Origin of the sequence: Actinoplanes sp. G11-F43 (genome assembly GCF_050589265.1) — a bacterium.
Taxonomy (GTDB): domain Bacteria; phylum Actinomycetota; class Actinomycetes; order Mycobacteriales; family Micromonosporaceae; genus Actinoplanes.
The window spans coordinates 75,177-99,419 of record NZ_JBNZCE010000006.1; the positions used below are offsets into that span (position 1 = coordinate 75,177).

The 24,243-nt window shown below is 69.6% G+C and carries 22 protein-coding genes and 1 tRNA gene; 14 read left to right on the forward strand and 9 right to left on the reverse strand.

Features of this window, described 5'->3' with window-relative positions; all coding sequences use genetic code 11:
- Window positions 1-19 precede the first annotated feature (19 nt).
- A complete protein-coding gene (gene topA, locus ACQ0O7_RS07680) occupies window positions 20-2,845 on the forward strand; it encodes a type I DNA topoisomerase (protein WP_430781069.1) in 2,826 nt (941 codons plus the stop codon).
- On the opposite strand, the gene ACQ0O7_RS07685 is transcribed toward topA, so the two are convergent.
- Window positions 2,846-4,144, reverse strand: a complete 1,299-nt coding sequence (locus ACQ0O7_RS07685; protein WP_430781070.1) for a D-arabinono-1,4-lactone oxidase — start codon at window positions 4,142-4,144, stop codon at window positions 2,846-2,848.
- Between the two features lie 166 nt (window positions 4,145-4,310).
- On the opposite strand from ACQ0O7_RS07685, the gene ACQ0O7_RS07690 reads away from it, so the two are divergent.
- The gene (locus ACQ0O7_RS07690; RefSeq protein WP_430781072.1) at window positions 4,311-4,940 is read left to right on the forward strand and encodes a TetR family transcriptional regulator; all 630 of its coding nucleotides are present in this window, start codon (window positions 4,311-4,313) and stop codon (window positions 4,938-4,940) included.
- 7 nt (window positions 4,941-4,947) lie between these two features.
- On the opposite strand, the gene ACQ0O7_RS07695 is transcribed toward ACQ0O7_RS07690, so the two are convergent.
- Window positions 4,948-6,153 carry an amino acid deaminase/aldolase gene (locus ACQ0O7_RS07695; RefSeq protein WP_430781073.1) on the reverse strand — a complete coding sequence of 402 codons (1,206 nt, stop codon included), beginning with the start codon at window positions 6,151-6,153 and terminating at the stop codon, window positions 4,948-4,950.
- Between the two features lie 110 nt (window positions 6,154-6,263).
- Between ACQ0O7_RS07695 and tmk the strand changes: the two genes are divergently transcribed.
- Complete coding sequence (gene tmk, locus ACQ0O7_RS07700) at window positions 6,264-8,357, forward strand: dTMP kinase (RefSeq protein ID WP_430781074.1); 2,094 nt, start codon at window positions 6,264-6,266, stop codon at window positions 8,355-8,357.
- On the opposite strand, the gene ACQ0O7_RS07705 is transcribed toward tmk, so the two are convergent.
- On the reverse strand, window positions 8,344-9,618 hold the full coding sequence (locus ACQ0O7_RS07705; protein WP_430781075.1) for an SGNH/GDSL hydrolase family protein: 1,275 nt from the start codon (window positions 9,616-9,618) through the stop codon (window positions 8,344-8,346). The genes tmk and ACQ0O7_RS07705 overlap by 14 nt on opposite strands.
- Window positions 9,619-9,669: 51 nt before the next feature.
- A complete protein-coding gene (locus tag ACQ0O7_RS07710) occupies window positions 9,670-10,869 on the reverse strand; it encodes a DNA polymerase III subunit delta' (protein WP_430781076.1) in 1,200 nt (399 codons plus the stop codon).
- 187 nt (window positions 10,870-11,056) lie between these two features.
- On the opposite strand from ACQ0O7_RS07710, the gene ACQ0O7_RS07715 reads away from it, so the two are divergent.
- From ACQ0O7_RS07715 to ACQ0O7_RS07725, 3 genes are all read left to right on the forward strand, one after another.
- Window positions 11,057-11,383, forward strand: coding sequence for a YbaB/EbfC family DNA-binding protein (locus ACQ0O7_RS07715; RefSeq protein ID WP_430781078.1), 327 nt, complete (start codon window positions 11,057-11,059; stop codon window positions 11,381-11,383).
- 1 nt (window position 11,384) lies between these two features.
- Window positions 11,385-11,681, forward strand: a complete 297-nt coding sequence (locus ACQ0O7_RS07720) for a hypothetical protein (RefSeq protein ID WP_430781079.1) — start codon at window positions 11,385-11,387, stop codon at window positions 11,679-11,681.
- 427 nt (window positions 11,682-12,108) lie between these two features.
- Window positions 12,109-12,819: a hypothetical protein gene (locus ACQ0O7_RS07725; protein ID WP_430781080.1), complete on the forward strand. Its 711-nt coding sequence runs from the start codon at window positions 12,109-12,111 to the stop codon at window positions 12,817-12,819.
- 56 nt (window positions 12,820-12,875) lie between these two features.
- On the opposite strand, the gene ACQ0O7_RS07730 is transcribed toward ACQ0O7_RS07725, so the two are convergent.
- Complete coding sequence (locus ACQ0O7_RS07730; protein WP_430781081.1) at window positions 12,876-13,949, reverse strand: hypothetical protein; 1,074 nt, start codon at window positions 13,947-13,949, stop codon at window positions 12,876-12,878.
- Between the two features lie 748 nt (window positions 13,950-14,697).
- Between ACQ0O7_RS07730 and ACQ0O7_RS07735 the strand changes: the two genes are divergently transcribed.
- The gene (locus ACQ0O7_RS07735; RefSeq protein ID WP_430781082.1) at window positions 14,698-15,537 is read left to right on the forward strand and encodes a PSP1 domain-containing protein; all 840 of its coding nucleotides are present in this window, start codon (window positions 14,698-14,700) and stop codon (window positions 15,535-15,537) included.
- A gap of 142 nt (window positions 15,538-15,679) precedes the next feature.
- Here ACQ0O7_RS07735 and ACQ0O7_RS07740 read toward each other — a convergent pair whose 3' ends face one another.
- On the reverse strand, window positions 15,680-17,419 hold the full coding sequence (locus tag ACQ0O7_RS07740; RefSeq protein WP_430781083.1) for a metallophosphoesterase family protein: 1,740 nt from the start codon (window positions 17,417-17,419) through the stop codon (window positions 15,680-15,682).
- A 101-nt stretch (window positions 17,420-17,520) separates the two neighbouring features.
- On the opposite strand from ACQ0O7_RS07740, the gene ACQ0O7_RS07745 reads away from it, so the two are divergent.
- Both ACQ0O7_RS07745 and ACQ0O7_RS07750 read left to right on the forward strand, forming a co-directional pair.
- A tRNA-Thr gene (locus ACQ0O7_RS07745) sits at window positions 17,521-17,594 on the forward strand.
- 599 nt (window positions 17,595-18,193) lie between these two features.
- Window positions 18,194-18,586: a hypothetical protein gene (locus ACQ0O7_RS07750; RefSeq protein ID WP_430781084.1), complete on the forward strand. Its 393-nt coding sequence runs from the start codon at window positions 18,194-18,196 to the stop codon at window positions 18,584-18,586.
- Between the two features lie 503 nt (window positions 18,587-19,089).
- On the opposite strand, the gene ACQ0O7_RS07755 is transcribed toward ACQ0O7_RS07750, so the two are convergent.
- From ACQ0O7_RS07755 to ACQ0O7_RS07765, 3 genes are all read right to left on the reverse strand, one after another.
- On the reverse strand, window positions 19,090-19,851 hold the full coding sequence (locus ACQ0O7_RS07755) for a hypothetical protein (protein WP_430781085.1): 762 nt from the start codon (window positions 19,849-19,851) through the stop codon (window positions 19,090-19,092).
- Window positions 19,852-19,991: 140 nt separating this feature from the next.
- Window positions 19,992-20,528 carry a type 1 glutamine amidotransferase domain-containing protein gene (locus tag ACQ0O7_RS07760; RefSeq protein WP_430781086.1) on the reverse strand — a complete coding sequence of 179 codons (537 nt, stop codon included), beginning with the start codon at window positions 20,526-20,528 and terminating at the stop codon, window positions 19,992-19,994.
- Window positions 20,529-20,566: 38 nt separating this feature from the next.
- Entirely contained in the window at window positions 20,567-21,025 is a 459-nt protein-coding gene (locus ACQ0O7_RS07765) for a DUF2231 domain-containing protein (protein WP_430781087.1), read from the reverse strand.
- A gap of 378 nt (window positions 21,026-21,403) precedes the next feature.
- On the opposite strand from ACQ0O7_RS07765, the gene ACQ0O7_RS07770 reads away from it, so the two are divergent.
- The 5 genes from ACQ0O7_RS07770 to ACQ0O7_RS07790 all read left to right on the forward strand — a co-directional run bounded on the left by ACQ0O7_RS07770 (window position 21,404) and on the right by ACQ0O7_RS07790 (window position 24,142).
- The gene (locus ACQ0O7_RS07770) at window positions 21,404-21,841 is read left to right on the forward strand and encodes a DUF6232 family protein (protein ID WP_430781088.1); all 438 of its coding nucleotides are present in this window, start codon (window positions 21,404-21,406) and stop codon (window positions 21,839-21,841) included.
- A 221-nt stretch (window positions 21,842-22,062) separates the two neighbouring features.
- Window positions 22,063-22,923, forward strand: coding sequence for a helix-turn-helix domain-containing protein (locus tag ACQ0O7_RS07775; protein ID WP_430781089.1), 861 nt, complete (start codon window positions 22,063-22,065; stop codon window positions 22,921-22,923).
- Between the two features lie 33 nt (window positions 22,924-22,956).
- Window positions 22,957-23,151: a DUF397 domain-containing protein gene (locus tag ACQ0O7_RS07780; RefSeq protein ID WP_430781090.1), complete on the forward strand. Its 195-nt coding sequence runs from the start codon at window positions 22,957-22,959 to the stop codon at window positions 23,149-23,151.
- Window positions 23,152-23,363: 212 nt separating this feature from the next.
- On the forward strand, window positions 23,364-23,564 hold the full coding sequence (locus ACQ0O7_RS07785; protein ID WP_430781091.1) for a DUF397 domain-containing protein: 201 nt from the start codon (window positions 23,364-23,366) through the stop codon (window positions 23,562-23,564).
- Between the two features lie 56 nt (window positions 23,565-23,620).
- Complete coding sequence (locus tag ACQ0O7_RS07790; protein ID WP_430781092.1) at window positions 23,621-24,142, forward strand: DUF6226 family protein; 522 nt, start codon at window positions 23,621-23,623, stop codon at window positions 24,140-24,142.
- Window positions 24,143-24,243: the final 101 nt, after the last annotated feature.

A 24,243-nucleotide genomic window follows, 5' to 3' on the forward strand; every position in this document is an offset into this window, starting at 1 on the left:
GGGTGAAATAAGGAGTGCCGTGCCGAGTGACACCAGGACGACCCGTCTGGTCATCGTCGAGTCCCCGTCGAAGGCCAAGACGATCGCCGGTTACCTGGGCCCCGACTATCTGGTCGAGGCCTCCGTCGGCCATATCCGCGACCTGCCGCGTAACGCCGACGAGGTTCCGGAGGAGTTCAAGGGCCAACCCTGGGCCCGGCTCGGCGTCGACGTCGACAACGGCTTCCACGCCCTCTATGTGATCTCCGAGAGCCGCAAGCAGCAGGTGGCCAAGCTGAAGCGGCTGGCCCGGGAGGTCGACGAGATCTTCCTCGCCACCGATGAGGACCGCGAGGGCGAGGCCATCGCCTGGCACCTGATCGAGACGATCAAGCCGAAGGTCCCGTTCAAGCGGATGGTCTTCCACGAGATCACCAAGCCGGCCATCCAGGCGGCCGTGGCCAACCCGCGTGACATCGACCGGTCGCTGGTCGACGCGCAGGAGGCCCGCCGCATCCTGGACCGGCTGTACGGCTACGAGGTCAGCCCGGTCCTGTGGAAGAAGGTGATGCGCGGCCTCTCGGCGGGCCGTGTGCAGTCCGTCGCCACCCGCATCGTGGTCGAGCGTGAGCGGCAGCGGATGGCGTTCCGCTCCGCGGAGTACTGGGACATCCTCGCCCACCTGGTCGTCCAGGGGCAGGTGGAGGGCCCGCGCGCGTTCAACGCCACGCTGATCGCGCTGGACGGCGACCGGGTCGCCACCGGCAAGGACTTCGAGCCCACCACCGGGCGGCTCAAGGCCGGTTCCACGGCGGTGCAGCTGGACGGGGACGGCGCCCGCGGGCTGGCCGCCCGTCTGGAGGGCCGCCCGTTCACGGTCACCCGGGTCGAGGAGAAGCCGTACCGCCGCCGGCCGTACGCGCCGTTCATCACCTCCACGCTCCAGCAGGAGGCGGCCCGCAAGATGCGGTACTCCTCGCAGCAGACGATGCGCACCGCGCAGAGCCTGTACGAGAAGGGCTACATCACCTACATGCGTACGGACTCGGTGAACCTGTCCGAGACCGCGGTGGCCGCCGCCCGCCGGCAGATCGCCGAACTGTACGGGGCGAACAACGTGCCGCCGCAGCCCCGGAAGTACACCACCAAGGCCAAGGGCGCGCAGGAGGCGCACGAGGCGATCCGCCCGGCCGGGGACAACTTCCGCACCCCCGGCGAGGTGGCCAACGAGCTGAGCAGCGACGAGTTCCGGCTCTACGAGCTGATCTGGCGCCGCACCATCGCCTCGCAGATGACCGACGCGGTCGGCAACTCGGTCAGTGTCCGGATCCGGGCCACCACCGCCGCCGGTGAGGAGGCCGACTTCGCCGCCTCCGGCAAGACGATCACCGACCCGGGCTTCCTGCGGGCCTACGTGGAGTCCTCGGACGACGAGAACGCCGAGTCCGACGACGCCGAGCGCCGCCTGCCGAACCTGGTGAAGGACCAGCCGCTGGGCGCCGACGCGCTGAACGCGACCGGCCACCACACCACCCCGCCGGCCCGCTACACCGAGGCCTCGCTGGTCAAGGCGCTGGAGGAGCTGGGTATCGGCCGCCCCTCGACGTACTCCTCGATCATGCAGACCATCCAGGACCGCGGGTACGTGGAGAAGCGCGGTCAGGCGATGATCCCGTCGTTCCTGGCGTTCGCGGTGATCGGCCTGCTGGAGGGGCACTACCCCCGGCTGGTCGACTACAACTTCACCGCCGCCATGGAGGGGCAGCTCGACGACATCGCGGCCGGTGACGGCACCCAGCTGAACTTCCTGTCGTCGTTCTACTTCGGCAGCCAGGAGTCCGGGGCGGACGACGACATCGCCAAGGCCGGCGGCCTGAAGAAGATGGTCACCGAGAACCTCAGCGCGATCGACGCCCGCGAGGTCAACTCGATTCCGCTCTTCGTCGACGAGGAGAACCGCCGGGTCGTCGTCCGGGTCGGCAAGTTCGGGCCGTACCTGCAGCGCAAGGCGGTCGACGGCGGCGAGGACGCGCCCGAGGACAAGGCCTCGCTGCCGGAGGGCCTGGCCCCCGACGAGCTGACCCCGGAGAAGGTCGAGGAGCTCTTCCTGGCCGGCAACGGCGACCGGGTGCTCGGCGCGGATCCGGCGACCGGCGACGAGGTCACCGTGAAGTCGGGGCGGTTCGGGCCGTACGTGTCGGCCGGTGAGCGCAAGTCGTCGCTGTTCAAGTCCCAGTCGCCGCAGACGCTGACCCTGGAGCAGGCGCTCGACCTGCTCAAGCTGCCCCGGGTGGTCGGCAAGGACGCCGACGGCAACGAGATCGTGGCCCGTAACGGCAAGTTCGGGCCGTACATCTCCCGGGAGAAGGACTCGCGCTCGCTGGGCAGCGAGGACCAGCTGCTCACCATCACCCTGGACGAGGCGCTGGCGCTGCTGGCACAGCCGAAGACCCGCCAGGCGCGGACCGCCAAGCCGCCGCTGCGGGAGCTGGGCCCGGACCCGGTCAGCGAGAAGCCGTTGGTGATCAAGGAGGGCCGATTCGGCGCCTACGTGACCGACGGGGAGTTCAACGCGACGCTGCGGCGGGACCAGACGCCCGAGGAGATCACGCTGGAGCAGGCCTCCCAGATGATCGCCGAGAAGCGGGCGAAGGGCCCGGCGCCGAAGAAGCGGGCCCCGGCGAAGAAGGCCGCCGCGGCCAAGGCCACCGAGACGGCGGAGAAGAAGACCCCGGCCAAGAAGGCCGCGGTGAAGAAGACGGCCGCCGCCAAGAAGACGACGGCCGCCAAGACCACCACGGTGGCGGCCAAGAAGGCACCGGCCAAGAAGGCCGCACCGCGCAAGGCGGCCACCGCGGCCGAGTGATCAGCTGCCCAGGACCCTCGTCAGGTATTCGTTGGTGAACACCCGGCGGGGGTCCAGCTCGTTCCGCACGGCCAGGAAGTCGTCGAAGCGGGGGTAGGCGGGCCGCAGCGACTCCGCGTCCCGGTAGTGCAGCTTCCCCCAGTGCGGACGGCCGCCGAGCGGGGTGCAGACCGCCTCCAGCGCCCGGAAGTACGGCTCGTACGGCGCACCGAGGTACTGGTGTGCCGCGATGTAGGCGGACTCCCGACCGTGCCCGTGGGACAGCCACACGTCGTCCGGGCCGGTGAACCGCACTTCCACCGGGAACTGCACCCGGAACGGCAGCTCCTCGAATATCCTGGTGATCGCGGCGAGGACTTCCGGCAGGGCGGCCCGCGGTACCTCGTACTCCATCTCGGTGAATTTGACCCTGCGGGACGTGCAGAAGACCTCGTGTGATCGGCCGGTGTAGGACCGCGCGCTGAGCGCCCGCGCCGCGATCCCGTTGAGCGCCGGGACGGTCCCGGGCACCCGCCGGCCCAGCGAGCAGACGCCCTGCCAGACGGTGTTGGACAGGAATTCGTCGTCGAGCCATCCACGGAATCTCGACAGCGGCCGGTCGTCCAGCTCCACCCGCCGGTTGCGTTTGAGCTGACCCCGATCGGTGTACGGGTACCAGAAGAACTCGACGTGATCGTCCTGCGGAATCCACTCGTCCAGCCCGGCCAGCATGTCCGGCAGTGTCATCGGCCGCTCCTCGGCGAGCAGCGTGAACGCGGGCACACAGCGCAACGTCACCTCGACGATCACGCCGAGCGCCCCGAGCCCGAGCCGGACCGCGGGGAACTCCGGTGAGGCGGCCGTGTAGCGCCGGATCGTCCCGTCCGCGGTCACCATGGTCAGCGACTCGACACAGGAGGCCAGGGTGGCGTGGCCGATGCCGGTGCCGTGGGTGCCGGTGGAGACGGCCCCGGCCACGGTCTGCGCGTCGATGTCGCCGAGGTTGGGCATGGCCAGGTCGTTCTCGGCGAGCACCCGGTTGAGGGCGGACAGCGTCATTCCGGCCTGGACGGTCACCAGCGGCCCGTCGACGCTGATCAGGTGGTTGAGGCGGTGGACGTACATCCGCTGGTCGTCGGCGACCGCGATGGAGGTGAAGGAGTGGCCGCTACCGACCACTTTGACCCGGCGGCCGCTGTCCCCGGCCTGCTTCACTTGGGTCGCGACCTCGTCGACGGATCCGGGGGTCAGGACGTCGGCGACGGACTCCTGATTGAGGCCCCAGTTGGTCCAGCGACGGGAGTTAACGGGTGTAGTCATTCCGGCCTTTGTCCTCCGTCCGAGCGGACACCGTCACCCGGCGTCCCGTCGATGCGCCTGAATCGTTGATCCGAGTAACGTTCTTTTTAATGATGAGATCTATTCACGACGATCACGATGATGATGGTGGTGAACAGGTCTCACTGCTGAGAGGGAGTGGCGACGCGTGTCGACACCAACCGTCAGCACCGGCCCGCTGAGGCGGGTTCCGGTGCAGGGCAGAAGCGTTGCCCGGGTGCAGCGAATGCTCGACGCATGCGCTGAGCTGGTCGACGAGGTCGGGTACGAAGGGCTGACCACGACGCTGCTCGCCGAGCGCGCCGAGGTCGCTATCGGCTCGGTCTACCAGTTCTTCCCGGACAAGCGGGCCATCGTCCAGGCGCTCGCACTGCGCAACATGGACGCGTACCTGCAGAGTCTCTCCGACCGGTTCGCCAACGAGACGTTCACCCATTGGTGGGACGCCGTCGACGCGGCCATCGACGCCTACATCAACATGCACCGCAGCGTGCCGGGCTTCCGGACGTTGCACTTCGGTGACGTGGTGGACCTGCACCTGCTCGACTCGGACCGGGACAACAACGCGGTCATCGCCGAGCGTCTGGCCGAGCTGCTGATCGAGCAGTTCAAACTGGCCGACCGGGGCCGGCTGCGGTTCGCGCTGCAGATCTCGGTCGAGGCGGCGGACGCGCTGATCAAGCTGGCGTTCCGGCGCGACCCGACCGGGGACGAGTCGGTCCTCACCGAGGCGAAAGCCCTGATAAGGGAATACCTGCACCGCCACGTGTCGGCCTGAGGTCACCTTACCCCAGAAAGGCACGGCCTTCTCCGCGGTACGTGGGGGCCGGCGCGGCTGACTCGCCGTCGACCAACTGCAACTCGTTGACGTGCTCACACAGCTCGCCGGCCTTGGCATGCCGGAACCACACCCGGTCGCCCGGGCGCAGCTGCTCGGCGGCCGTGCCCACCAGCGGCGTCTGCACCTCGCCGGCGCCCTCGTCCCCCTTGAACCGCAGGCCCTCGGGCAGCCACGGCGCCGGCAGCCGGGACTCCTCGGCGGTGCCCGACGCGATCCAGCCGCCACCCAGCACGGTGGCGATCCGCGGGGCCGGCCGGCGCACCACCGACAGCGCGAAGAACGCCGCCGGGGTGGGCCGCCAACGTCGATACGAGTCGAACAGTGTCGGGCCGTACAGTCCGGAGCCCGCGGTGACCTCGGTGACCGCCGGGTCGGCGCTGGTCGCGGCCACACTGCCGGTCCCGCCGCCGTTGACGAATTCCAGGTCGGCGTGCTCCCGGACGGCGCGAACCGCGGCGGCCCGGCGTGCCAGCAGCTCGGGCAGGGCCCGGCTCTGCATCAGCCGGATCGCCCGGGCCCGCAGCGCCTGACCGGGCGGCGCGTCCCCGACCCCGGCGATGTGCGCCTCGTAACACATCACGCCGACCAGGCGGAACCCGTCGCGGGCGGCGATCGTCCGGGCCAGCGCGCCGGCCTGGGCGGCCGAGTGCACCGGGGAGCGGCGGACGCCGATGTGCAGCGGGCCGGCCGGACGCCAGGAGGCGTCGAGGTCGATGCACAGCCGTACGGCCGGGCGGGACGACGGATCCGTCACCCGGTCGATCAGGTCGAGTTGCGACGGATGGTCCACCATCACGGTGATCGCGGCGGCCAGCGTGTCGTCGGCGGTCAGTTCACGGAGCCCGGCCCGGTCCACCGTCGGGTACGCCACCAGCACGTCATCGGTCACACCGGTGCGCACCAGCCAGATCGCCTCGGGCAGCGTGTAGGCCATCACCCCGTGCCAGCCCGGCCGGCTCAGCACCCGCTCCAGCAGCGTCCGGCAGCGCACCGACTTGGTCGCCACCCGGATCGGCTTGCCGTTGGCGCGCCCGGTCAGGCGCTCCGCGTTGTCGTCGAAAGCGGCCAGGTCGACCACCGCGACGGGGGTCTCCAGATGGCCGGTGGCCTGGTCGAGTCGCCGACGCAGGGAGGTGCGGTCAGTGAGCACGCGAGCACGGTATCCCGTGATCTGGGTAACGCGAAAGACATTCATCTCTGCGCCACCCGATCGTGGCTACCCCGCACCTCCGTGGGCGGCCGGTTACAGTGCTCCGAGCAGTGACCACGGGAGGTAGGGCCATCAGTACGGACAAGCAGCAGGATCAGGGGCCCGTCGACCTCAACGGTGTGGCGGCGCTCCGATCGGTTCTGCGCCTTCGCGGCTTCCGCCGGCTCTGGCTGGTGCTGGCCGCCGCCTCCTTCGGTGACTGGATCGGCATCCTGGCCACCGCGCTCTTCGCGTCCGCCCAGTTCGACAACACCGCGGCACAGGGCGCGGCGTTCGGCGGCACCATCGCCGTCCGGCTGCTGCCCGCCCTGGTCCTCGGGCCGATCGCCGGAGTCCTCGCCGACCGATTCGACCGCCGCTACACCATGGTGATCGTCGACCTGCTGCGGTTCGTCATCTACGGCTCGATCCCGCTCGCCCCGGTCTTCGGCGCGACCCCGGGCCAGACCGTCGCCTGGGCCACCATCGCCACCCTGATCGGCGAGGCGATCACGCTGATCTGGATCCCGGCCAAGGAGGCCGCGGTCCCCAACCTGATCCCCAAGTCGCAGATCGAGATCTCCAACCAGCTCACCCTGGTCACCACGTACGGGATCACGCCGATCCTGGCCGCCCTGCTGCTCTCCGGCATGACCGCCGGCCTCCAGCAGTCCGGTGTCGCGCTGCCCGACTGGGCGCAGCCGGTGCAGATCGCCCTCTACATCAACGCGCTGTCCCGGCTGGCCACCGCACTCGTCGTCTTCTTCGGCATCAAGGAGATCGGCGGCAAGAGCGCGGAGCGGGAGAAGGCCGCCGCCGAGCAGAGCATGACCCGCCAGTTCCTCGACGGCTGGAAATACCTGGGCAGCACCCCGCTGGTCCGCGGCCTGGTGCTGGGCATCTTCGGCGCGTTCGCGGCCGGCGGTGTGGTGATCGGCGCGGCCCGCACCTTCGCCTACTCACTCGGTGCCGGTGAGGCCGCGTTCTCGCTGCTGTTCGGCTTCATCTTCATGGGCCTGGCCCTCGGCATCGGCCTCGGCCCGATGATCGTCAAGGAGCTGTCCCGGCGGCGCTGGTTCGGCATGAGCATCGTGCTGGCCAGCGGCTCGGTGATGTTCCTCGGCTTCGCCTTCCACCTGTCGATGGCCCTGGTCGGCGCGCTGCTGGTGGGCGCGGGCGCGGGCATGGCGTTCCTGGCCGGCACCACCCTGCTGTACGGCGAGATCGAGGACGCCGTCCGCGGCCGGGTCTTCGCCGTCGTGCAGATCGGCGTCCGGACCGTGCTGCTGCTGGCCATCACCCTGGCCGGGGTGCTTGTCGGCCTGGGCAGCTCGCGCCGGGTCCAGCTCGGCCCGATCGGCTTCGACGTCTCCTCCACCCGGGTGCTGCTGCTGGTCGCCGGTGCGATCGGCATCTGGGTCGGCATCGGCGCCTTCCGCCAGATGGACGACAAGAAGGGCGTGCCGGTCCTCGCCGACCTGCTCGGCTCACTGCGCGGGCGCCCGCTCTCGCCACCCGAGGAGTTCGTCCGCTCCGGCGTCTTCGTGGTCTTCGAAGGCGGTGAGGGAGCCGGCAAGTCCACCCAGGTCACCCGGCTCGCCGAAGCGCTCAAAGCGGAGGGCCGCGACGTGGTGGTCACCCGGGAACCGGGAGCCACCGACGTCGGCGCCAAGATCCGCGCGCTGGTGCTGGACAAGTCCGAGACCCCGTCGGCCCGCGCCGAGGCACTGCTCTACGCCGCCGACCGGGCCCACCACGTCGCCACCGTGGTCCGGCCCGCACTGAGCCGGGGAGCGGTCGTCATCAGCGACCGGTATGTCGACTCCTCCCTCGCCTACCAGGGCGCCGGGCGGACCCTGCCGGTGCAGGAGATCTCCTGGCTGTCCGCCTGGGCGACCGGCGGCCTCAAACCCGACCTGGTCGTGCTGCTCGACGTCGACCCCGGCGTCGGCCTGACCCGGGTGGACTCCCGGGGTGAAGGCGCCGACCGGCTGGAGAGCGAGTCCCGGGCATTCCACGAACGGGTCCGCTACGCCTTCCTCGACCTGGCCGCCGCCGAACCCAAGCGCTACCTGGTGCTTGACGCGTCCCGGCCGGTGGAGGAGATCGAGGAGGCGGTCAGCGGCCGGCTGTCCGCCCTGCTCGACCCGGTCACGGTGTCCTGAAGACCCGCAGCGGTACGGCGGCGGCCATCGCGGCCATCCCGGCATCGTTCGGGTGCAGATGGTCACCGCTGTCATAGGCGGTGGCCAGCCGTTCCGGATCAGCCGGATCACGCACCGCCCGATCGAAGTCGAACACCGCGTCGTACTCCCCGGACGTCCGGATCCAGTGGTTCAGCGCGGCCCGCTTCGCCGCGTTCTCCGGGGTGTGGAAGCCCAGCGTGTCGCCCTTGAACGGGAGCACGGTGGCCCCGTACACCCGAATCCGGTGTTGTCGTGCCCTGGCGATCAGCTGACGGTGACCCCCGATCAGATCCTCGGCCGAGACCACCTCGCCGGGCGGCGCGACAGTGCCCGGATGACCGAGATCGTTCACTCCGAGCAGCACCGCCAGGTGAGCGGCGCCGGGCTGGGCCAGCACGTCCCGGTCGAAACGGCGCAGGGCACTCTGCCCGAACCACGCCGCGAAGGACTCCGCCGCACTGCCGGCCGGAGGATCGGGGTCATGCAGCAGCCGGTTGCCGGAGATGCCGACGTTGGCCACCCCCACGCTGATCCGGGCGGCCCGGAACCGGGCGGCCAGCAGATCCGGCCAGCGGTGATTGGCGTTCGTCTCGGTGTCGGCACCGTTGGTGATCGAGTCGCCGAGCGTGACCACCGTGCCGCCACCGCCGGTGCGGACGCTGATCCCGCTCAGGAACAGGTACTGCGTGATCGTCGACGTCGGCGTGACCCGCCGGGCCGCCGTCACGTCACCTGCCGCGATCACGTTCTCCTGGAAGGCGAAGCCGGCCACCGTGGTCACCGGCGTGCGACCCGGCAGATGAATGCTGACCACCAGGTCGGTCCCGCCGGGCACCGGCAGTGCGATCGGGTCACTGACAAAAGCCGACCCGGCCGGTACGCGCACCGACCCCCGCCCGCCGAAGGTGACCCGCCGATCGGTGCCCGCACGGGTGTCGGTACTCGCGCCGGCGCCCTCCCGGATCGCCACCCGAACCGCGCCCAGCCGCAGGGGAGTCGTGCCGAACTCGTTGGTCAGCCGGAGCCGCAGCTGATCACCACCCAGGCTCAGGTGCGCCACCTGGCGGACGGTCTGGTCGGTGAGCGTGAGTGGTGGGGTGACGGACGGGATCGTGGTCGGGGCGGCGGCCCACGTACCGAACCAGCCTGGTCTGCCGGTCCTTCCCGCCGCGGCTGCGGGGGTGGCGCCGGCGACGGCCGCGCCGGATGCCAGGGCCAGGATCTCGCGTCGAGTCGACATGCGTCCTCCGACGTAGCGTCAGGTATCGACGCTCATCATTCGCCTCGACGGTCAGCCGCGCCAGAGGGTGACCATCATCGCCTCCAGGGCCACCTGTGGCTTCACGTTCCGGTCGATCGAGTCGCGGCAGGCCAGCACCGCCTCCAGCCGGCGCAACGTGCTCTCCGGCGCCCACTTCTCGGCCGCCGCCGAGGTCACCGCAGCCAGATCGCCGTGCACCATCGCGACCGGCGCCCGCATCGTGGTGACCAGCACGTCCCGGTAGAACCCGACCAGATCCTGCAACGCCCGGTCGATCGCGTCCCGCTGCGCCCGGGTGGCCCGCGCCTTCTGGCTGCGCTCCAGCTCCTTCAGCTGGCCGGCCGCACCGCGCATCGCCGACGTCGCGCCCTTGCCGGTCCCGCCCGCGCCCAGCGCCCGCTCCAGCGCCGCCCGCTCGGCCTGGTCCAGCTCGGCCACCGCGGCCGCCGCCTCCTGCTTGGTGGCCGCCTCCAGTTTCGTCGCGGCCTCGAAACACGCGCCGATGTTGGTCAGCCGGCGTGGCACGCCGAGCACCTCGTCCCGGCGGCTCCGCGACTCCGGATCCGCGGTCAGCCGCTGAGCCCGCTCCACGTCGCCCTGTGCCGCGGCCGCCGCCCAGCTCGCCTGCTCCGGCGCCATGCCGTGCCGGCGCACCAGGAACTCGCCCAGCGCCGCCGCCGACGGCTGGATCAGCGACACCAGGCGGCAGCGGGACCGGATCGTCACCATGATGTCGTCCGGGTGCACCGACGGCGTGCAGAGCAGGAACACCGTCCGCGGTGACGGCTCCTCGATCGCCTTGAGCAGTGCGTTGCTGGCCCGCTCGCCGAGGCGGTCGGCGTCCTCCACGATGACCACCTGCCAGCGACTGCCGGACGGCGCGCTGGCCGCCCGCAGCACCAGCATCCGGGTCTCCTTGACCCCGATGCTCAGCCCCTCGGTCGCCACCACGTGCACGTCGGCGTGTGTGCCGACCAGCGCGGTGTGGCAGCCGTGACACTCGCCGCAGCCGGTGCCGTCCCGCTCGCACTGCAGCGCGGCCGCGAACGCGCGGGCCGCCACTGTGCGCCGGGCCCCCGGCGGGCCGGTGAAGATCCACGCGTGGGTCATCCCGCCGCCCGGATCCGGATCGCCGGCCATCACACGGGCGGCCGCCGCGGCGGCCCGGCGCAGGATCCGCACCGGCTCGTCCTGGCCCACCAGATCCGAGAAGACGTCTTGGGGACTCACCCGATGATGGTAGCGGTCGGCCGATTATGTTACGGGCAGTTATCTTCTGATGTCGTCTATGTGACGCTGGGTTCGTAGTTTTCAAGTTATCCACAGGGGACTCGGGGCCGTAGCGGGAGGGTCGCCGAAGCGGGTACGGTCTCAACCCGGAACGCGACGGCGGCATGACGCGCGGTGAGGAGCCTGGATGGCCCGCGAGATCGACGAGACGTGGATCGACGAGGCGATCGACAGGTACCGGCGCGTTGAAGAGCTGCACGCCGACTTCGGCAAGGCGGTGGCCGCCCAGACCGTGTCGGTGCACTCACCGGACCAGTCGATCGAGGTGGTGGTGACCGCCGCGGGAGACATCGTGGACGTCAAGTTGCACGGCGGCCTGCGCCATCGCGAGCCGGCCGAGTTCGCACGCGAGATGCGTGCCGTGGTGACCAGCGCGGCCGAGGCCGCCCGCTGGGCCAGGGAGAAATTGCACGGTGAGGTGTTCGGATCATTCCGCACCCTGGAGGGGCACTGACGTGGATCGACTCGCCGACCGGATAGACCATGCCGCCCAGGCACTGGCCATGGTGGACCGTCGCGTCCCAGAGCTGATCCCGCTCGCCGCCGACTTCGGCGCCGACGACGCCGGCCGCCCCGGGCGGATCGGCCGGGCGCTCTACGCCGGCTGGTCCGCGGTGCTGGCGGCCCGGGCGCGGGAGGCCGCCGACGCCTCGGCCCACCTGACCGAGATGGCCCACGCGGTCCGGGCCAGCGCGGCCGCCTACACCGAGACCGACGACCTGGTCCGGCAGCGCTTCCACCGGACCCTCTGATGCCCACACCCGCGCCGGGCCCCGGCGCGGCGCCTCACTCCCGCCCGATCCGCCGCCCCGCACCCGGCGGTGTGGCGTCTCATTCGCGCGGGGTCCGCTGTGTCGGCCCCGGTGGGGCGTCTCATTCGCGCGGGGTCCGCTGTGTCGGCCCCGGTGGGGCGTCTCATTCGCGCGGGGTCCGCCGTGCCGGCCCCGGTGGGGCGTCTCATTCGCGCGGGGTCCGCCGTGCCGGCCCCGGTGGGGCGTCTCACTCGTGCCGGGTCCGCCGTGCCGGCCTCGGTGCGGTCCGTGGCCCGGGGTCCTTCGCCGGCGGTGTGTGGATTCCCGTGGCTGCCGACGGTCCGGATCTTGGCGGCGTGTGGTTTCCTGCGAGGCGGCCGGCCGCCGAGTCCGCGCGTGGCCGGGGCTGTCGTCTGCGAGGGTTGTGATGGATCGGCTCGATCAACTGCTGGCTGTGGCGGATCCGCTGCTCGGCCGGGTCGACGAGGTGCTCTCCACCGCGGGGGCGCCCGGTGGTCACGAGGTCTGGACCGAGCTGCGGCGGGTGCGCCTGCTGCCCGGTGACGCCGCACGGGCGGTCGCCGCGTTGCGCCCGGCGGCCATTCAGGAGTCGGTCGCCGAGCTGCGGGCCGATGCTCGCCTCTATGCGGATCTGGCCGACGCCCTGCCCTCGCCGGGCGAGTGGTCCGGTCCGGCCGCCGACGCCTACGAGCAGGCCCGTCGCGACACGGCGGTCCGGCTGAACGGCGGTCCCGGCAGCCTCGGCGGCCGGATGGAGGCGACCGCCGATCTGGCCGGCGCTCTCTCCGACTGGATGCTCCGCACCCGCGCCGACCTGGCCGAAGCCTTGGCCGAGGTCTGCATGACCGCCGAGGCGGTGGCCCTCACCGGCCGCGCCGAGACCACCGGCCCTCACGAAACCACGGGCCCTCACCAGACCACCGGCCACCACGCGAGTCCCGGAGGCCCCGGGCCGCATCCGGCCGAGGCCGCCCCGCTGCCCTGTCCGGAGGTGGCCGGAGCGGCGGCGGCCATCGGCGCGGTCCTGCTGCGCACGGTGGCCGACAGTTACGACCGGGCGGACAGTCTGCTGGACGAGTACACCAGCCTGCAGAACCCGCTGACCGTTAAGTCCTAATTGAACAATTGTGCAATCACGGCGAGGTCCCGGACGGGTGAATCCGGGAGCGATCGTCAGGGTTCGTTGCGACGGCGGCGTGAGGTCATCACCACCGCGCCGGCGCCGCCGAGGACGAGTGCCGCGCCGGCGAACAGCAGCGAGACCACCCGCGGCCCGGTGATCGGCAGGCCGGGGCTCGCGGTGCCGCCGGTTCCGGGCTGTGTGCCCAGAGTGGACCGGTTGCCGCCGGGGGCGACGGCGGCCGCCTCCAGCATCCCGATCGCCAGGTCGGCGACCACACCGGACGGTTTGCCCGCCGTCCGTGCGTCGTTGCGCACCACCGTCACCCGGATCGCGGTGGCCGCGGCGGCGATCGCCGCACCGTCGGTGGCCTGCCGGACGTCACCCAGCGAGATCCGCAGGGTGGACCCGGGGGTGTCGGCCGGTGCTGGGCTGCTCTCCGGCGTACCGGGGGAGGGCAGCCCGGGAACCGTCGGCAACGGCAGCTTCCCGGCCGGTTCCAGCCGGGCCGGCGTCGACTCCAACGGCCGGAGATCCTCACTCAGGGTGATCTCGACGTGCTTACCCGCCGTGTCGAGACGGGCCCTTTTGCCGCCCTTGCTGGTGACCTCGACGACCGCCGGCTGGTAGTCGACAGCACCCGCCCCACCGGCGGTCATGCTCACCCGCAGTTGCGGGGCGCGCAGCACCCGAATCCGTACCTCGTTGTCGACCAGGCTGATCCGCCCCGCGGTGACGGTCGCCGACGCCACGGTCTGCGGGACCCCGGCACGCTGACGCAGGGCGGTCCCGCTGCGGCTGGAGATCTTCTCTGGTACGCGCACCAGCGCCCCACTCCCACCCCCGGTGACGGTGATCCGGCTGATCTCGGCCGACGCCGACGACGCCTCACCGGAGGTGGCCCCGCATCCCATGCCGTCCGCCCACACCGCGCGGGCGTTCAGGACCCCCGCCCCGACCTGGACCGGCCCGTACTTCCGGGCTCCGGTCCGCCGCGCCTCGGCCTTCGGCTTCACCGGGGGCGCCTGCTGCACGACCATCTCGGTGCGGTTGGCTGACCCGGCGACCTTGCCGTCCAGGATGCGCGCGGCGCCGGCCGAGTTGACCGGCGCTTCGGCGAGCAGCACGCTGCGCGAGTCCCCGAGCCCGACGTCACCGATGGCCCGGGGCGCACCCTCACCGCGGATCGCGCCCGCTCCGGCCTCACCGCGGATCGCGCCGGGCTGGCCCGCACCACGAATCGCCCGCGATCCACCCGATCCGCCGCCCTGCCCGCCGTCGCCGGCACCGTCGTCCCCGGAGACGGCACCTCCCGAACCCGACCCGCCATCATCGGAACCCGGCGCACCATCGCCCGAACCCCGAGCGCCACCGCCTGAACCCCGTGCGCCATCGCTCGGAACCGGCGCGGGCAGGGTCCGCGCCCGGTGCGCCCCGTCGTCCCCGGCCGAGTCCCCCGACGCGGAGCTTCCCGGCGAACGGGACCGGTCGGAGTGGGTCGGGGCAGCGCCTTCGTCACCCGTACCCGAATCGGCTCCGCGGTTGGCGATTCGTGCCATCGGGCCGAGGTCGAGTCGGTCGATGCGCAGGAGTTCCGCCCCGGACTGCGCGGCGTAGTGCTCGGGCCGCACGCATCCGGGTGCGGCGTGGGCGGGCGGCGGCGCGGTCAGTGAGCCCGCGAATCCGAGCGCTACGACACTGGCGGCCATGGACCGGGCGGGAGTCATGGCGAGTCCTCTCGAAGCCGGGGGGTGCTTTCGGGACTGGCCAACGAGGGTCGATGAGGAGGGTTTCGCGGCATCTATGCGACAACCCGCGCGGGTAGGTCAAATCCGGCATTTGGTGCGGCTTGCCTGCCGTCGTAGTGTTGGTCGCATGGGTATGTTGTGCGCGGTCAGTTTCAACCGGTACGGCCGCCTCTACTACCTCGATCCGGCCGGTTTCACCCCGGCCGTCGGTGACCGGGTGCTGGTGCCGACCGACGACGGTCCCGAGGTCGCGGAGTGCGTGTGGGCGCCGCAGTGGGTCGACGAGGACACCTCCGGTTTCCCGAAGGTGGTCGGGCTCGCCGACGACACCGACCTGCGCCGGGACGAGACGCTGCGCAAGCGCAAGGCCGAGGCCAAGGTCGCCGCGAAGAAACTGATCAAGGCGCATGAGCTGCCGATGAAGGTCGTCGCGGTCGATCACGTGCTCGATCCGACCGGCGGCAGCGGCGCGCGCACCACGATCTACTTCACCGCCCCGCACCGGGTCGACTTCCGCTCGCTGGTCCGCGACCTGGGCGCCACCCTGCACTGCCGGGTCGAGCTGCGCCAGCTCTCGGCCCGCGACTCGGCCCGCGTCCAGGGCGGCATCGGCTCGTGTGGGCGGGACCTGTGCTGCGCCACCTTCCTGACCGATTTCGAGCCGGTCACCATCCGGATGGCGAAGGACCAGGACCTACCGCTGAACCCGCTGCGCATCTCCGGTGCGTGCGGCCGCCTGATGTGCTGCCTGAAGTATGAGCACCCGCTCTACCAGGCGTTCCAGGCGTCGGCTCCGGCCATCGGCTCCCGCGTGACGACCCCGGAGGGTGACGGTCGCGTGGTCGGGCACAGCGTTCCGAAGGACTCGGTGGTGGTCCGGATGGACGCCGACGGCTCCCGGTGTTCCTGCAGCCGGGCCTCGGTCTGCGCACCGCGCCAGGCCCACGACAACCACTACAACCCCTGATTTTGTACGTTCCACCCAACGGTCCCGCCTCGTCCCCGCAAGCGATGCGCGACTCCGGACCGTAACGCGGCCGCCGGGCCGAATGCGGTGGTCACTGGGACACCCGCGCGGTCTGCTCGTCGACCCCGACCCGGCGATCCCCTCAGACGATCTCGACGGGCGGCTCCACCCGGTGCGGGGTCAGCGCGGTGACCGGGCGCAGCCACGATGAGTGCGGATCGCCGTCCGGGTCGGGCGCCCACTCGTGACACACCCGATCCACTCCGATCGGGTGAACGGTGAGCGTGCCGTCCGCGGCGATGTGCATCCGGAGGAAACTCTTCGCCTCCTCGATGCCCTGGCCGGCGAACAGCTCGTTCAGGTTCACGTCGAACCGGGCGGCGATCAGCAGATACACCGCGAGCAGCTGGGTGGCCACCAGGGCGACCAGCGGACCGTAGAGGACGGCAGCCACCGCGAGTGGCCCCGGCCACGGCCAGTCCCGAAAGGGCAGTTGCAGCCACACCCAGGTGCCCGCGGCGGCCAGCGCGATCTGCGCCGCGCCGTGGGCGAACCCGAAGACCAGATGTCGTACGTTCCCCTCCGGCTTGGCGAACAGGACCGTACCCGCCATGATCAGCACCAACATCAGCACCAGCGGGATACTGAACAGCCGCTGGATGTTGCCGCCCTGACTGGCCGCGCCGGCCATCGCCAGCATGGTCAGCGTATGGATGATGCCGAGCAGTGTGGCGAACCCCTTGTTCCGCCGCGGCACCCGGTGGAAGACCCCCCACCCCATCCGGTTCGACTCGGCCGCGTCCGGATAGGTGGCCTTCTGCTCGTACCGCCGGCTCCGGCTGGAACTACGGCTCAACGTCTTCGGCGGCGGCACCATCAGGTGGTCCGGCATGTTCTGGGTGCCCAGCGTGTACGCCCCACCACCCCCGCAGGTGATCAACTCCCGATCGTCGCCGGAGAACCGCGCGTAGTGGTGCAGGTCCCCGGACACCAGCACCCGCACCCGAGCCTGGGTGGGCCCGAGAATCGTCCGGATGAAGTAGTCCACCGCGTCGTACGCGTTCGGATCCTCCCGGGCCTTCACCCACGTCGGTGACGGCGTCATCAGGATCACCCGGTCATCCGGCCCGACCTGCTCGGCCGCCTGCTCGAAATACAGCAGCTGCGGGTCGTCGATATACGCCCCGAACTGCTCGTCCACCGCGAACACCCACCAGTTCTGCGGCAACTTGATCGCGAAATACGACCGCCGCTGCCCGGTCCGCCACCCGCCGATGTGGCCGTCCTTCCGCCTGGCGAACAGCCGCAGAAACGCGGTCAGCCCGTCATACCAGTCATGGTTGCCCGGAAGCGCGTAGAGCGTCGGCCGCGGCACCCCCGCCGGAGCCTCCGGCAGGGCGGCCCGGTACGGCCCTTTCATCCGGTTCTCGTAGTCGTCGCCGCTGGCCACCGGATAGACCTGGTCACCGCCCATCAACAGCAGCCGCCCCCGGGGCAGCACCTCCCCGTCGATCTCCAACTGGTCCTGCGACAACAGATAGGCCACCGAGTAGGTGGCGTCGAACCCGTCCCCCAGATCCGCCACATAGTCGATCCAGATGTCCCCGGTGGCAGTGGTCGAGTGATCGAAGACGTCCCCGTCCAGAGCGTTCTGCAGCTCCCGTTTGTCCAGGTAGGCCCCGAACAGGATGTGCAACAGAGTCCGCAGTCCGGTACTGAGCAGCAGCAGCGGCGCCAGCCATCCGATCGGCCCTTTCCGCTCGAACCCCAGCTCCTGCGGATCAAGACTCCGTGGCCGGCTTCGCCCACTCCGCCCCGACTCGGCAGGCTTGGGCGGGGCAGTCTCCGGGGGCGCAGATCGCTGCGGCGGAACGATGGCCATCAACCCATCCTCCGCCACACCCGGCACAGTGGCCACGGGGTACGACATCAGACATACCCCAATGCCACCCGCCCACCCGATGTCGTAGACTGGGCGACGTTGCCGCCTTAGCTCAGTCGGCTAGAGCGACGCACTCGTAATGCGTAGGTCGACGGTTCGATTCCGTCAGGCGGCTCAGCGAGAAACCCCAGGTCATCGACCTGGGGTTCTTCTTTTGAAGAGGTCGACGACGTTGCTCGGGGCGGCCTCAGTCCGCAAGTAGTCCGCATGGCCCGTGGCTGCCCGGTCGAGCCGGTCCGCAGCCTGATCAAGGCACCGCGCAAGCGCGGCGCCGGCCGGCCGCACTCGACCTGCTGGCGGGTTCCGCCCGGCATCGGTCGGCGCGCCGGCCCGGCATCGATGCAGCCATCGCGACAGTTCGGCCGAGCGACGTCACCCCCAGCCAGGTAACTGTCGGGATCGGGCCGCAGCGTCTGGTACGGAAAGCCTTCGTCATCATCCGGGATGTCGTCGGGACTGGATGGCTCGACACCAGGCTGGGCCTCGTGATCGCCCTCTGCAGGGTTGGCTTCGATGCCGCACAGCCAGCGGCCGGAGCCGATCCTGATCAAGCCGCCTGACCTCGTACGACGCTTGATCAAACCGCGTTGCGAGCTATCCATGGGTCCAGGCGTCAATGGCGACTCCGTGGTCGATTTCGGTACGAGGTGACACGCTATGTGTGTGGCAGAGCGAAGGGGCACCTTGGGGCCGACGGACAGCACCGGCCGAAGGTTGCTGATCGTTCCTGGCGGGGTCGTGAAGGCGGTGTCGGCGGATGCCACTGATGACGAGATCAAGGCGGAGTTCGCCCTCGATCACTTGGTGCACAGCCCTCGCGTCGTGCACAGCCCCACCGGGGGTGTGTGCCTTGACGGTCCGGCCGCTGGCACGAAGCTCGACTACGTGACCAACGAGCTGGATGCTGTGGCGGTCGATTTCGATGGCTCAATCCGCTACCGAGTTACTGCGTTGGGCGATGAGTACCGGCCTGCTGAACTGCGACACATTCCGTACGGTGAGGAGCCCGCGGGGCGAGTCGCCATGCACGTCCGGTTCACGCGAGTCTCGACCACCGATGACGAGTCCAGTGCCGTCCCGCCTCAGGGGCCGGCCGCGGCTTCGTGAACGCCGAACCGGCGAGGCCGAGGATCGTCGCGTAAGGGGCGCTGCACCTTCTTGCAAGATCAAGTAGTCCGCACGAAGTCCGCAGAGGTAGCGAAACGCTGTCAGCTCTTGGCAAGCTTTCTCGCAGCTCACGGTCCATCCCTCGCCGGGCGAGCGTCCGCCTCCCGCCCTCGGACCTGACAGACCTTGGAGGATTCACCCACCGTTTCGAGCCGTGTTTCTCGGCCGCCTGATCATTCGCGGTCAGTCCCTCGCGCGGACGGCCAGCCCAGCTGAGATGTTGGCGGATTTACCACCGGAAACGGTGGTAAATCCGCCAATATCGGGCCAAGACAGGGCGGAAATCGGACACCCGCACGGGGAATGGACCGCAAGCGGGCCGGCCTCCGCGAGCAGGACACTTTCCGGCGGTGGATCCGTCAAGATCGGCAACGGGGACATCCGCGGGTGGGGCCCTCAAAAGCCCCGTGGTTCCGGCGGCACGCTGATCGACCGGGTGGCCGCTACTTCACCTTGACGGCGTCGTACTTCGTCTGGGGCTGGCGGGTGCCGCTGCCCGCGTAGACGACCTTCCACATGCCGGACTTGGTGGCCTTGATCTTCTTGCTGTACTTGCCGCCCGTACCGGTGGTGGTCTGGCCTTTGTAGACGTACGTCTTGGTGCCGTTGGCCTTGAAGTAGAACTTCAGGACGGCGCCTTTCAGGCCCTTCTTCGGGCCGTACGACACCGGGTCGGCCTTGAGTACGCCGGTGTGGGTGAGGGCGCTGTTCCGCTTCACCGGCTCGGGGGTGGCGTTGTAGGTCAGCGACGTGGGCCGCTTCACCCAGAAACTGTTGGTCCGCTCGACGACGTAGACGTTGACGTCCTCGTCCCACCACTTGAGTTCGGTGTTCACCCGGTAGGCGCCGGGGTCGCCGTAGTAGCCGCAGAGGGAGATCCAGTCGGTGTAGTAGACGTAGCTTCCGCTGCGCGACGACTGGGACGGGTAGACGAATTCGACGTTGTCGCCGTTGGGCCCGACGACGTCGGCGGAGAGGGAGAACAACTCGTCGGTGTCGCCCGCCGGGTCGTACACCTTGTAGGTGACCTTCACCCGGTTGGCGCAGCCGGCGTCGCCGTCGAGCACCACGGTGCTGGTCGACAGCGTGACGCCGGACAGCCGGACGTCGGCCCGCGCGGGCTCGGCGCTCAGGGCGAGGGTGGTGAGACCGGTGACGATGGCCAGAGCCGCCGCGGCACCACGGCGAACGAGCGACGTGCGCATGAGATCCCTTCCCGAGGAGCGAACGGGTACGTCCCGTCGCTCCGCGCGGAAGAGTGTCTCCTACCGTGAACGCCGCCTTCCAGCCTCAGTGTGAAGTTTCGGCCACCTGTCCCACAGCCCTCGCCCGATCGGCTATCCGATCAGCCCAACTCGTCCAGGAGGGCCTTGCAGAAGGCCGGGAGGTCGTCCGGCTTTCGGCTGGTGATCAGGTGGTCGTCGACGTAGACCTCCTCGTCGACCCAGGTGGCGCCGGCGTTCACCAGATCGGTGCGCAGGCTGGGCCAGGAGGTCACCGTCCGGCCGTCGACGACACCCGCCTCGACCAGAGTCCACGGTGCGTGGCAGATGGCGGCCACCGGTTTGCCGGCGGTCACGAAGTCGCGGATGAAGCGGACCGCGTCGGCGTCGGCTCGCAGAAAGTCCGGGTTGGCCACGCCTCCGGGCAGGACCAGTGCGTCGTACTCGGTGGGGTCGGCGTCCTGCACGGTCTTGTCGACCTGATAGGTGCCGGCCTTGTCCATGTGATTGACGGCCTGGATCTCGCCGTCCGCCAGGGACACCAACTCGGCGGTGCCGCCCGCGGACTCGATCGCCTTACGCGGTTCGGTGTATTCGACTTCCTCAACACCGTCGGTGGCCAGGAACGCCACGCGTTTTCCCTGGAGCAGTGCGGCCATGGTGATCTACCCCTTCCGGGCTACCGAGGAATTCTCCGTCAGTAGTTCCGGTTCCCGGCTGCGGCGCGGGCAAACGCCGGGGCCCGCCCGTTGGCGACCTCGCCGCTGAACCAGGCGCCGAATCCGGCGACGGCCAGGGCCAGCAGTTCGATGAGGAACACCCCGCCGCCGATCACCCGATCGGGTGCCTGGACGCGGAGCATCGCGATGACCGCGAAGATGACCAGCACGCCCACGTTGAGGAGGCTGCGGAGCACGCCGAGGCGGCGGTCCCGGGAGCGGCGCGCGAACATCACGTCGACGGCGACGGCCACGGTGACCAGCACTCCGCCGACCAGGCCGGCGACGATGTTCCAGTAGGCCAGGGCGCCCAGGATGTCAGGCCCGCCGAGCAGGTCGGCCATGTCGAACATGACGGCCATCGCGAAGAGCCCGAGGGGGAACATCACCAGGATGGGCTGCACCGCCTGACCGGCGACGTTCAATCGGCTTTCCATCAGGTTTCGCCTTCCCACCTGCGTAAACGCAGATTGTCTGCGACATCGGAAGTTGGGCTACCCGGTCGTTTCCGGGGACAAACACGTCGGCGGACACCGATGCGCCACCCATGAAACGTCGCACAGCTTCTACGCAATCTGCAACATGGCAGGTTGAGTGGTGGCGGTCTGCTGGGTCGCGTGCTGTACTGCTTGTAGGGCAACAATGGGCGGAGTCGGAGGGAGAGACAAACAACGGCACCCGGCGGCAAACGGGTGCCGTTGTCCGCCTCTGCGGCTTCATGCGTTGCGGCTCTCGCGAGGCGGGTATGGGTCTCTCGCGCCAATGGTGGCCCCATTCCATCCCTCCTCGCAAGAAACAGCGAAGAGGAGTTCGCCATGCGCACACGGATCTACTATCGCGGGCCTGACGCCTTGGTGTCCGACGATCAGTTCGTCTGGCACCCCCGCACCGCACCGTTGGTCTTCGCCATTTCGGATCTGCACAACGTCGGTCTCGTGCAGGCCCCGGCCCGAATCCGTCCCTACGCTCCCGCATTCGCGGCGGTCGCTCTGGCAGCCTCGGCGGCCGGCTGGGCGCTGCTTCCCGATCCGGCGATCTATGTTCTGGTCTTCCTCGGTCTGGCGATACCCGCCGTAGCCATGATGTGGCGCGAGCCGGGTCGCTGGGAGCTGCACGCGCAGTACCGCGGGGCGGCTGTCGTGCTCTATTCGTCGCCCGATCCCCGGGTCTTCAACCAGGTGAGCCGGGCCTTACGCAGAGCTATGGAAGACACTCGCCGCACGCCCTGGGGCTATGGCTTGGCGGCGGCCTGAGCTGAGACTCTCTCGGGTGGCGTCGCGTCTTGCGGCAAAACTGCACCTCGGGCTCGTCGTTCTGATAGGACAGTACTAAGATGTCCGCGACCTCGCTGGTTGCCAGCTGGCAGTCAGCGAGGTGGCAGACTGGCACGGATTAGTCACCGACCGTCACCATCCGCTTCGACGATGAAGGACTCATGACCGAGGGCGACTCGCCGACGATCGCACGCCGACGCGTGCGTCTCGCGCTTCAGCAGGCGCGGAAGCGGGCCGGTCTGACCCAAAATCAGGTCGCCGAGGAAATGGAGTGGTCGACCAGCAAGGTGATCCGGATCGAGAACGGGGACGTCACGATCTCCGCGAATGATCTGCGGAGCCTGCTGGGCTTTCTCGGTGTCCGGGACCGCGCCACCGTCACCGATCTGCTCGCCGCCACCCGCATTGCCCGCACCCGCCAGCGGCAGGCGTGGTATCAGGCTGAGGAATTCCGGGACACACTCACCGACGATCTGCGTAAACTCATCGAGTACGAGAGCGAAGCCACCGAAATCCGCTCCTACTCCATTTATTACATTCCGGGCCCCCTGCAGACGCGCGATTACGCGACCGCGCTGATGTCCCGGTACGAGGACGAGCTGACCGAGGACCAGCGCACCAGGCGGGTCGAGGCACGGATGCGCCGCCGTGAGGCGCTGCTGGGCCGGCCCGACGGTGTGCGGATCCTGCTCATGGTCGACGAGTCGGTGCTCCGCCGGACCATCGGCGGCCCGGCGGTGTTCGCCGACCAGCTGCGTGACCTGAAGAAACACGTCCGGGACGGCACCGTCCGGATCCGGATGGTGCCGTTCTCGCTGGACGCCTCGGTGACCAACAACGCCAGCTTCGATCTGCTGCGCATGAGCGTCGGCGAGGCGTTGTACCGGGAGACCGGGCTCGGCGACGAGATGATCGAAGACCACGACACGGCCGCGAAACACCACGCCCGATACGACCGGGTGTGGAACGAGGCCGCCGATGAGGAGGACACGATCCAATTCATCGAGGCGCAGATCAAGGAACTGGAGCGTGCGGTCGCTGACCGGGCGCGCCAGAAATAGCATTCCACACACATTCATTTCGAGAGGTCCCTGATGGAACAGATGAACGTGCCCGCATGGCGTAAGAGCAGCCGGTGTGGAACGTCGACTTGTGTCGAGGTCGCGAAGGTCGAGGACCAGTACCTGATCCGCGACTCGAAGAACCCGGAGGTCGCCGCCCTCTCCTTCACCAAGGATGAGTGGGACGCCTTCGTGGAGGGCGTGGCCGCGGGAGAGTTCCGCTTCTAAGTCGTCGGCCCGCCCGCTCTGAGATCGAATCTGCTGCAGAGCGGGCAGGTCAAAAATACTCGCATAACAGTTATATAGTGATAAGGCGTCGCCGCATAACTCGCAATGAGTGAGTTAAGCGGCATTTTCTCTTTTTCATTCATGTGTGCAACCGGTTGACATTGGCGGATTCGCTTACCGTGGAATTCGAACCGTCACGGAGGTGCACACAAATGATCAAACCGACGGAAGAGCCGCGTTGGCGCAGAAGTAGCCGATGTTCTACCGGGACCTGCGTCGAAGTGGCCCGGGTCGCGGAGCAGGTTCTGATCCGTGACTCCAAGGTGCCGGGCAGCGCGATCCTCTCCTTCAGCCGAGAGGAGTGGGACGCGTTCGTGGCCGGAGTCAAGGCCGGGGATTTCGGTTTCGAATGACTCACCTTCCTCCGGAGCATCCGGATGCCGCGGGCCGAGCGCGGCATACTGCAAGGGTGGACGGCATACCCGATACCACCGACACCGACCGCTTCGCTGTCCTGACCGAGGCGGCTGACACCCTGCTGGACGATCTCTCCGAGCGCTACCTGGTGGAGCGCCGGGAGACCAAGGAATCGCTCGGGCTCGACGAAGCGCTCGTGCGGACCGTCCGGCTCATCCCTCGCATGCCGACCGCCGCACCGATGGCGGTCCACTTCACCGACTCCGGCTTGCGGCTGCGACTGGGCCGCTGGTGGGAGGAGTCGCTGCCGGCCTGCCCCTGCGACACCTGCGACGAGGACCCGAAGATCCTGGCCGAGAGGCTGCGAGTTCACACCGACGCCCTGATCGAGGGCGGGCTGTGGGAACGCGTACGCCGCGGGTTGAGTGGGTCCTGGTTCGAGACCAGGTTGATCGGGGCCGGCGTCAAGACCGATCAGGAGGGGCCACTCTCCGCGGCCGGGGCCAGGGACGCCCGGCGGGAGGGCTTCGCGGCCCCGGTGCAATGGGCGCCCTGGCAGGTGCGTTCCAGCTGATCCGAACCGGTCGTCGCGATCGGTCCGACAAAACCACCCCGGGCCGCGGTCCGGGGTGGTGTCCGGCGGGCCCTTGGGTACGGTGCACTGAGAAAACGCTC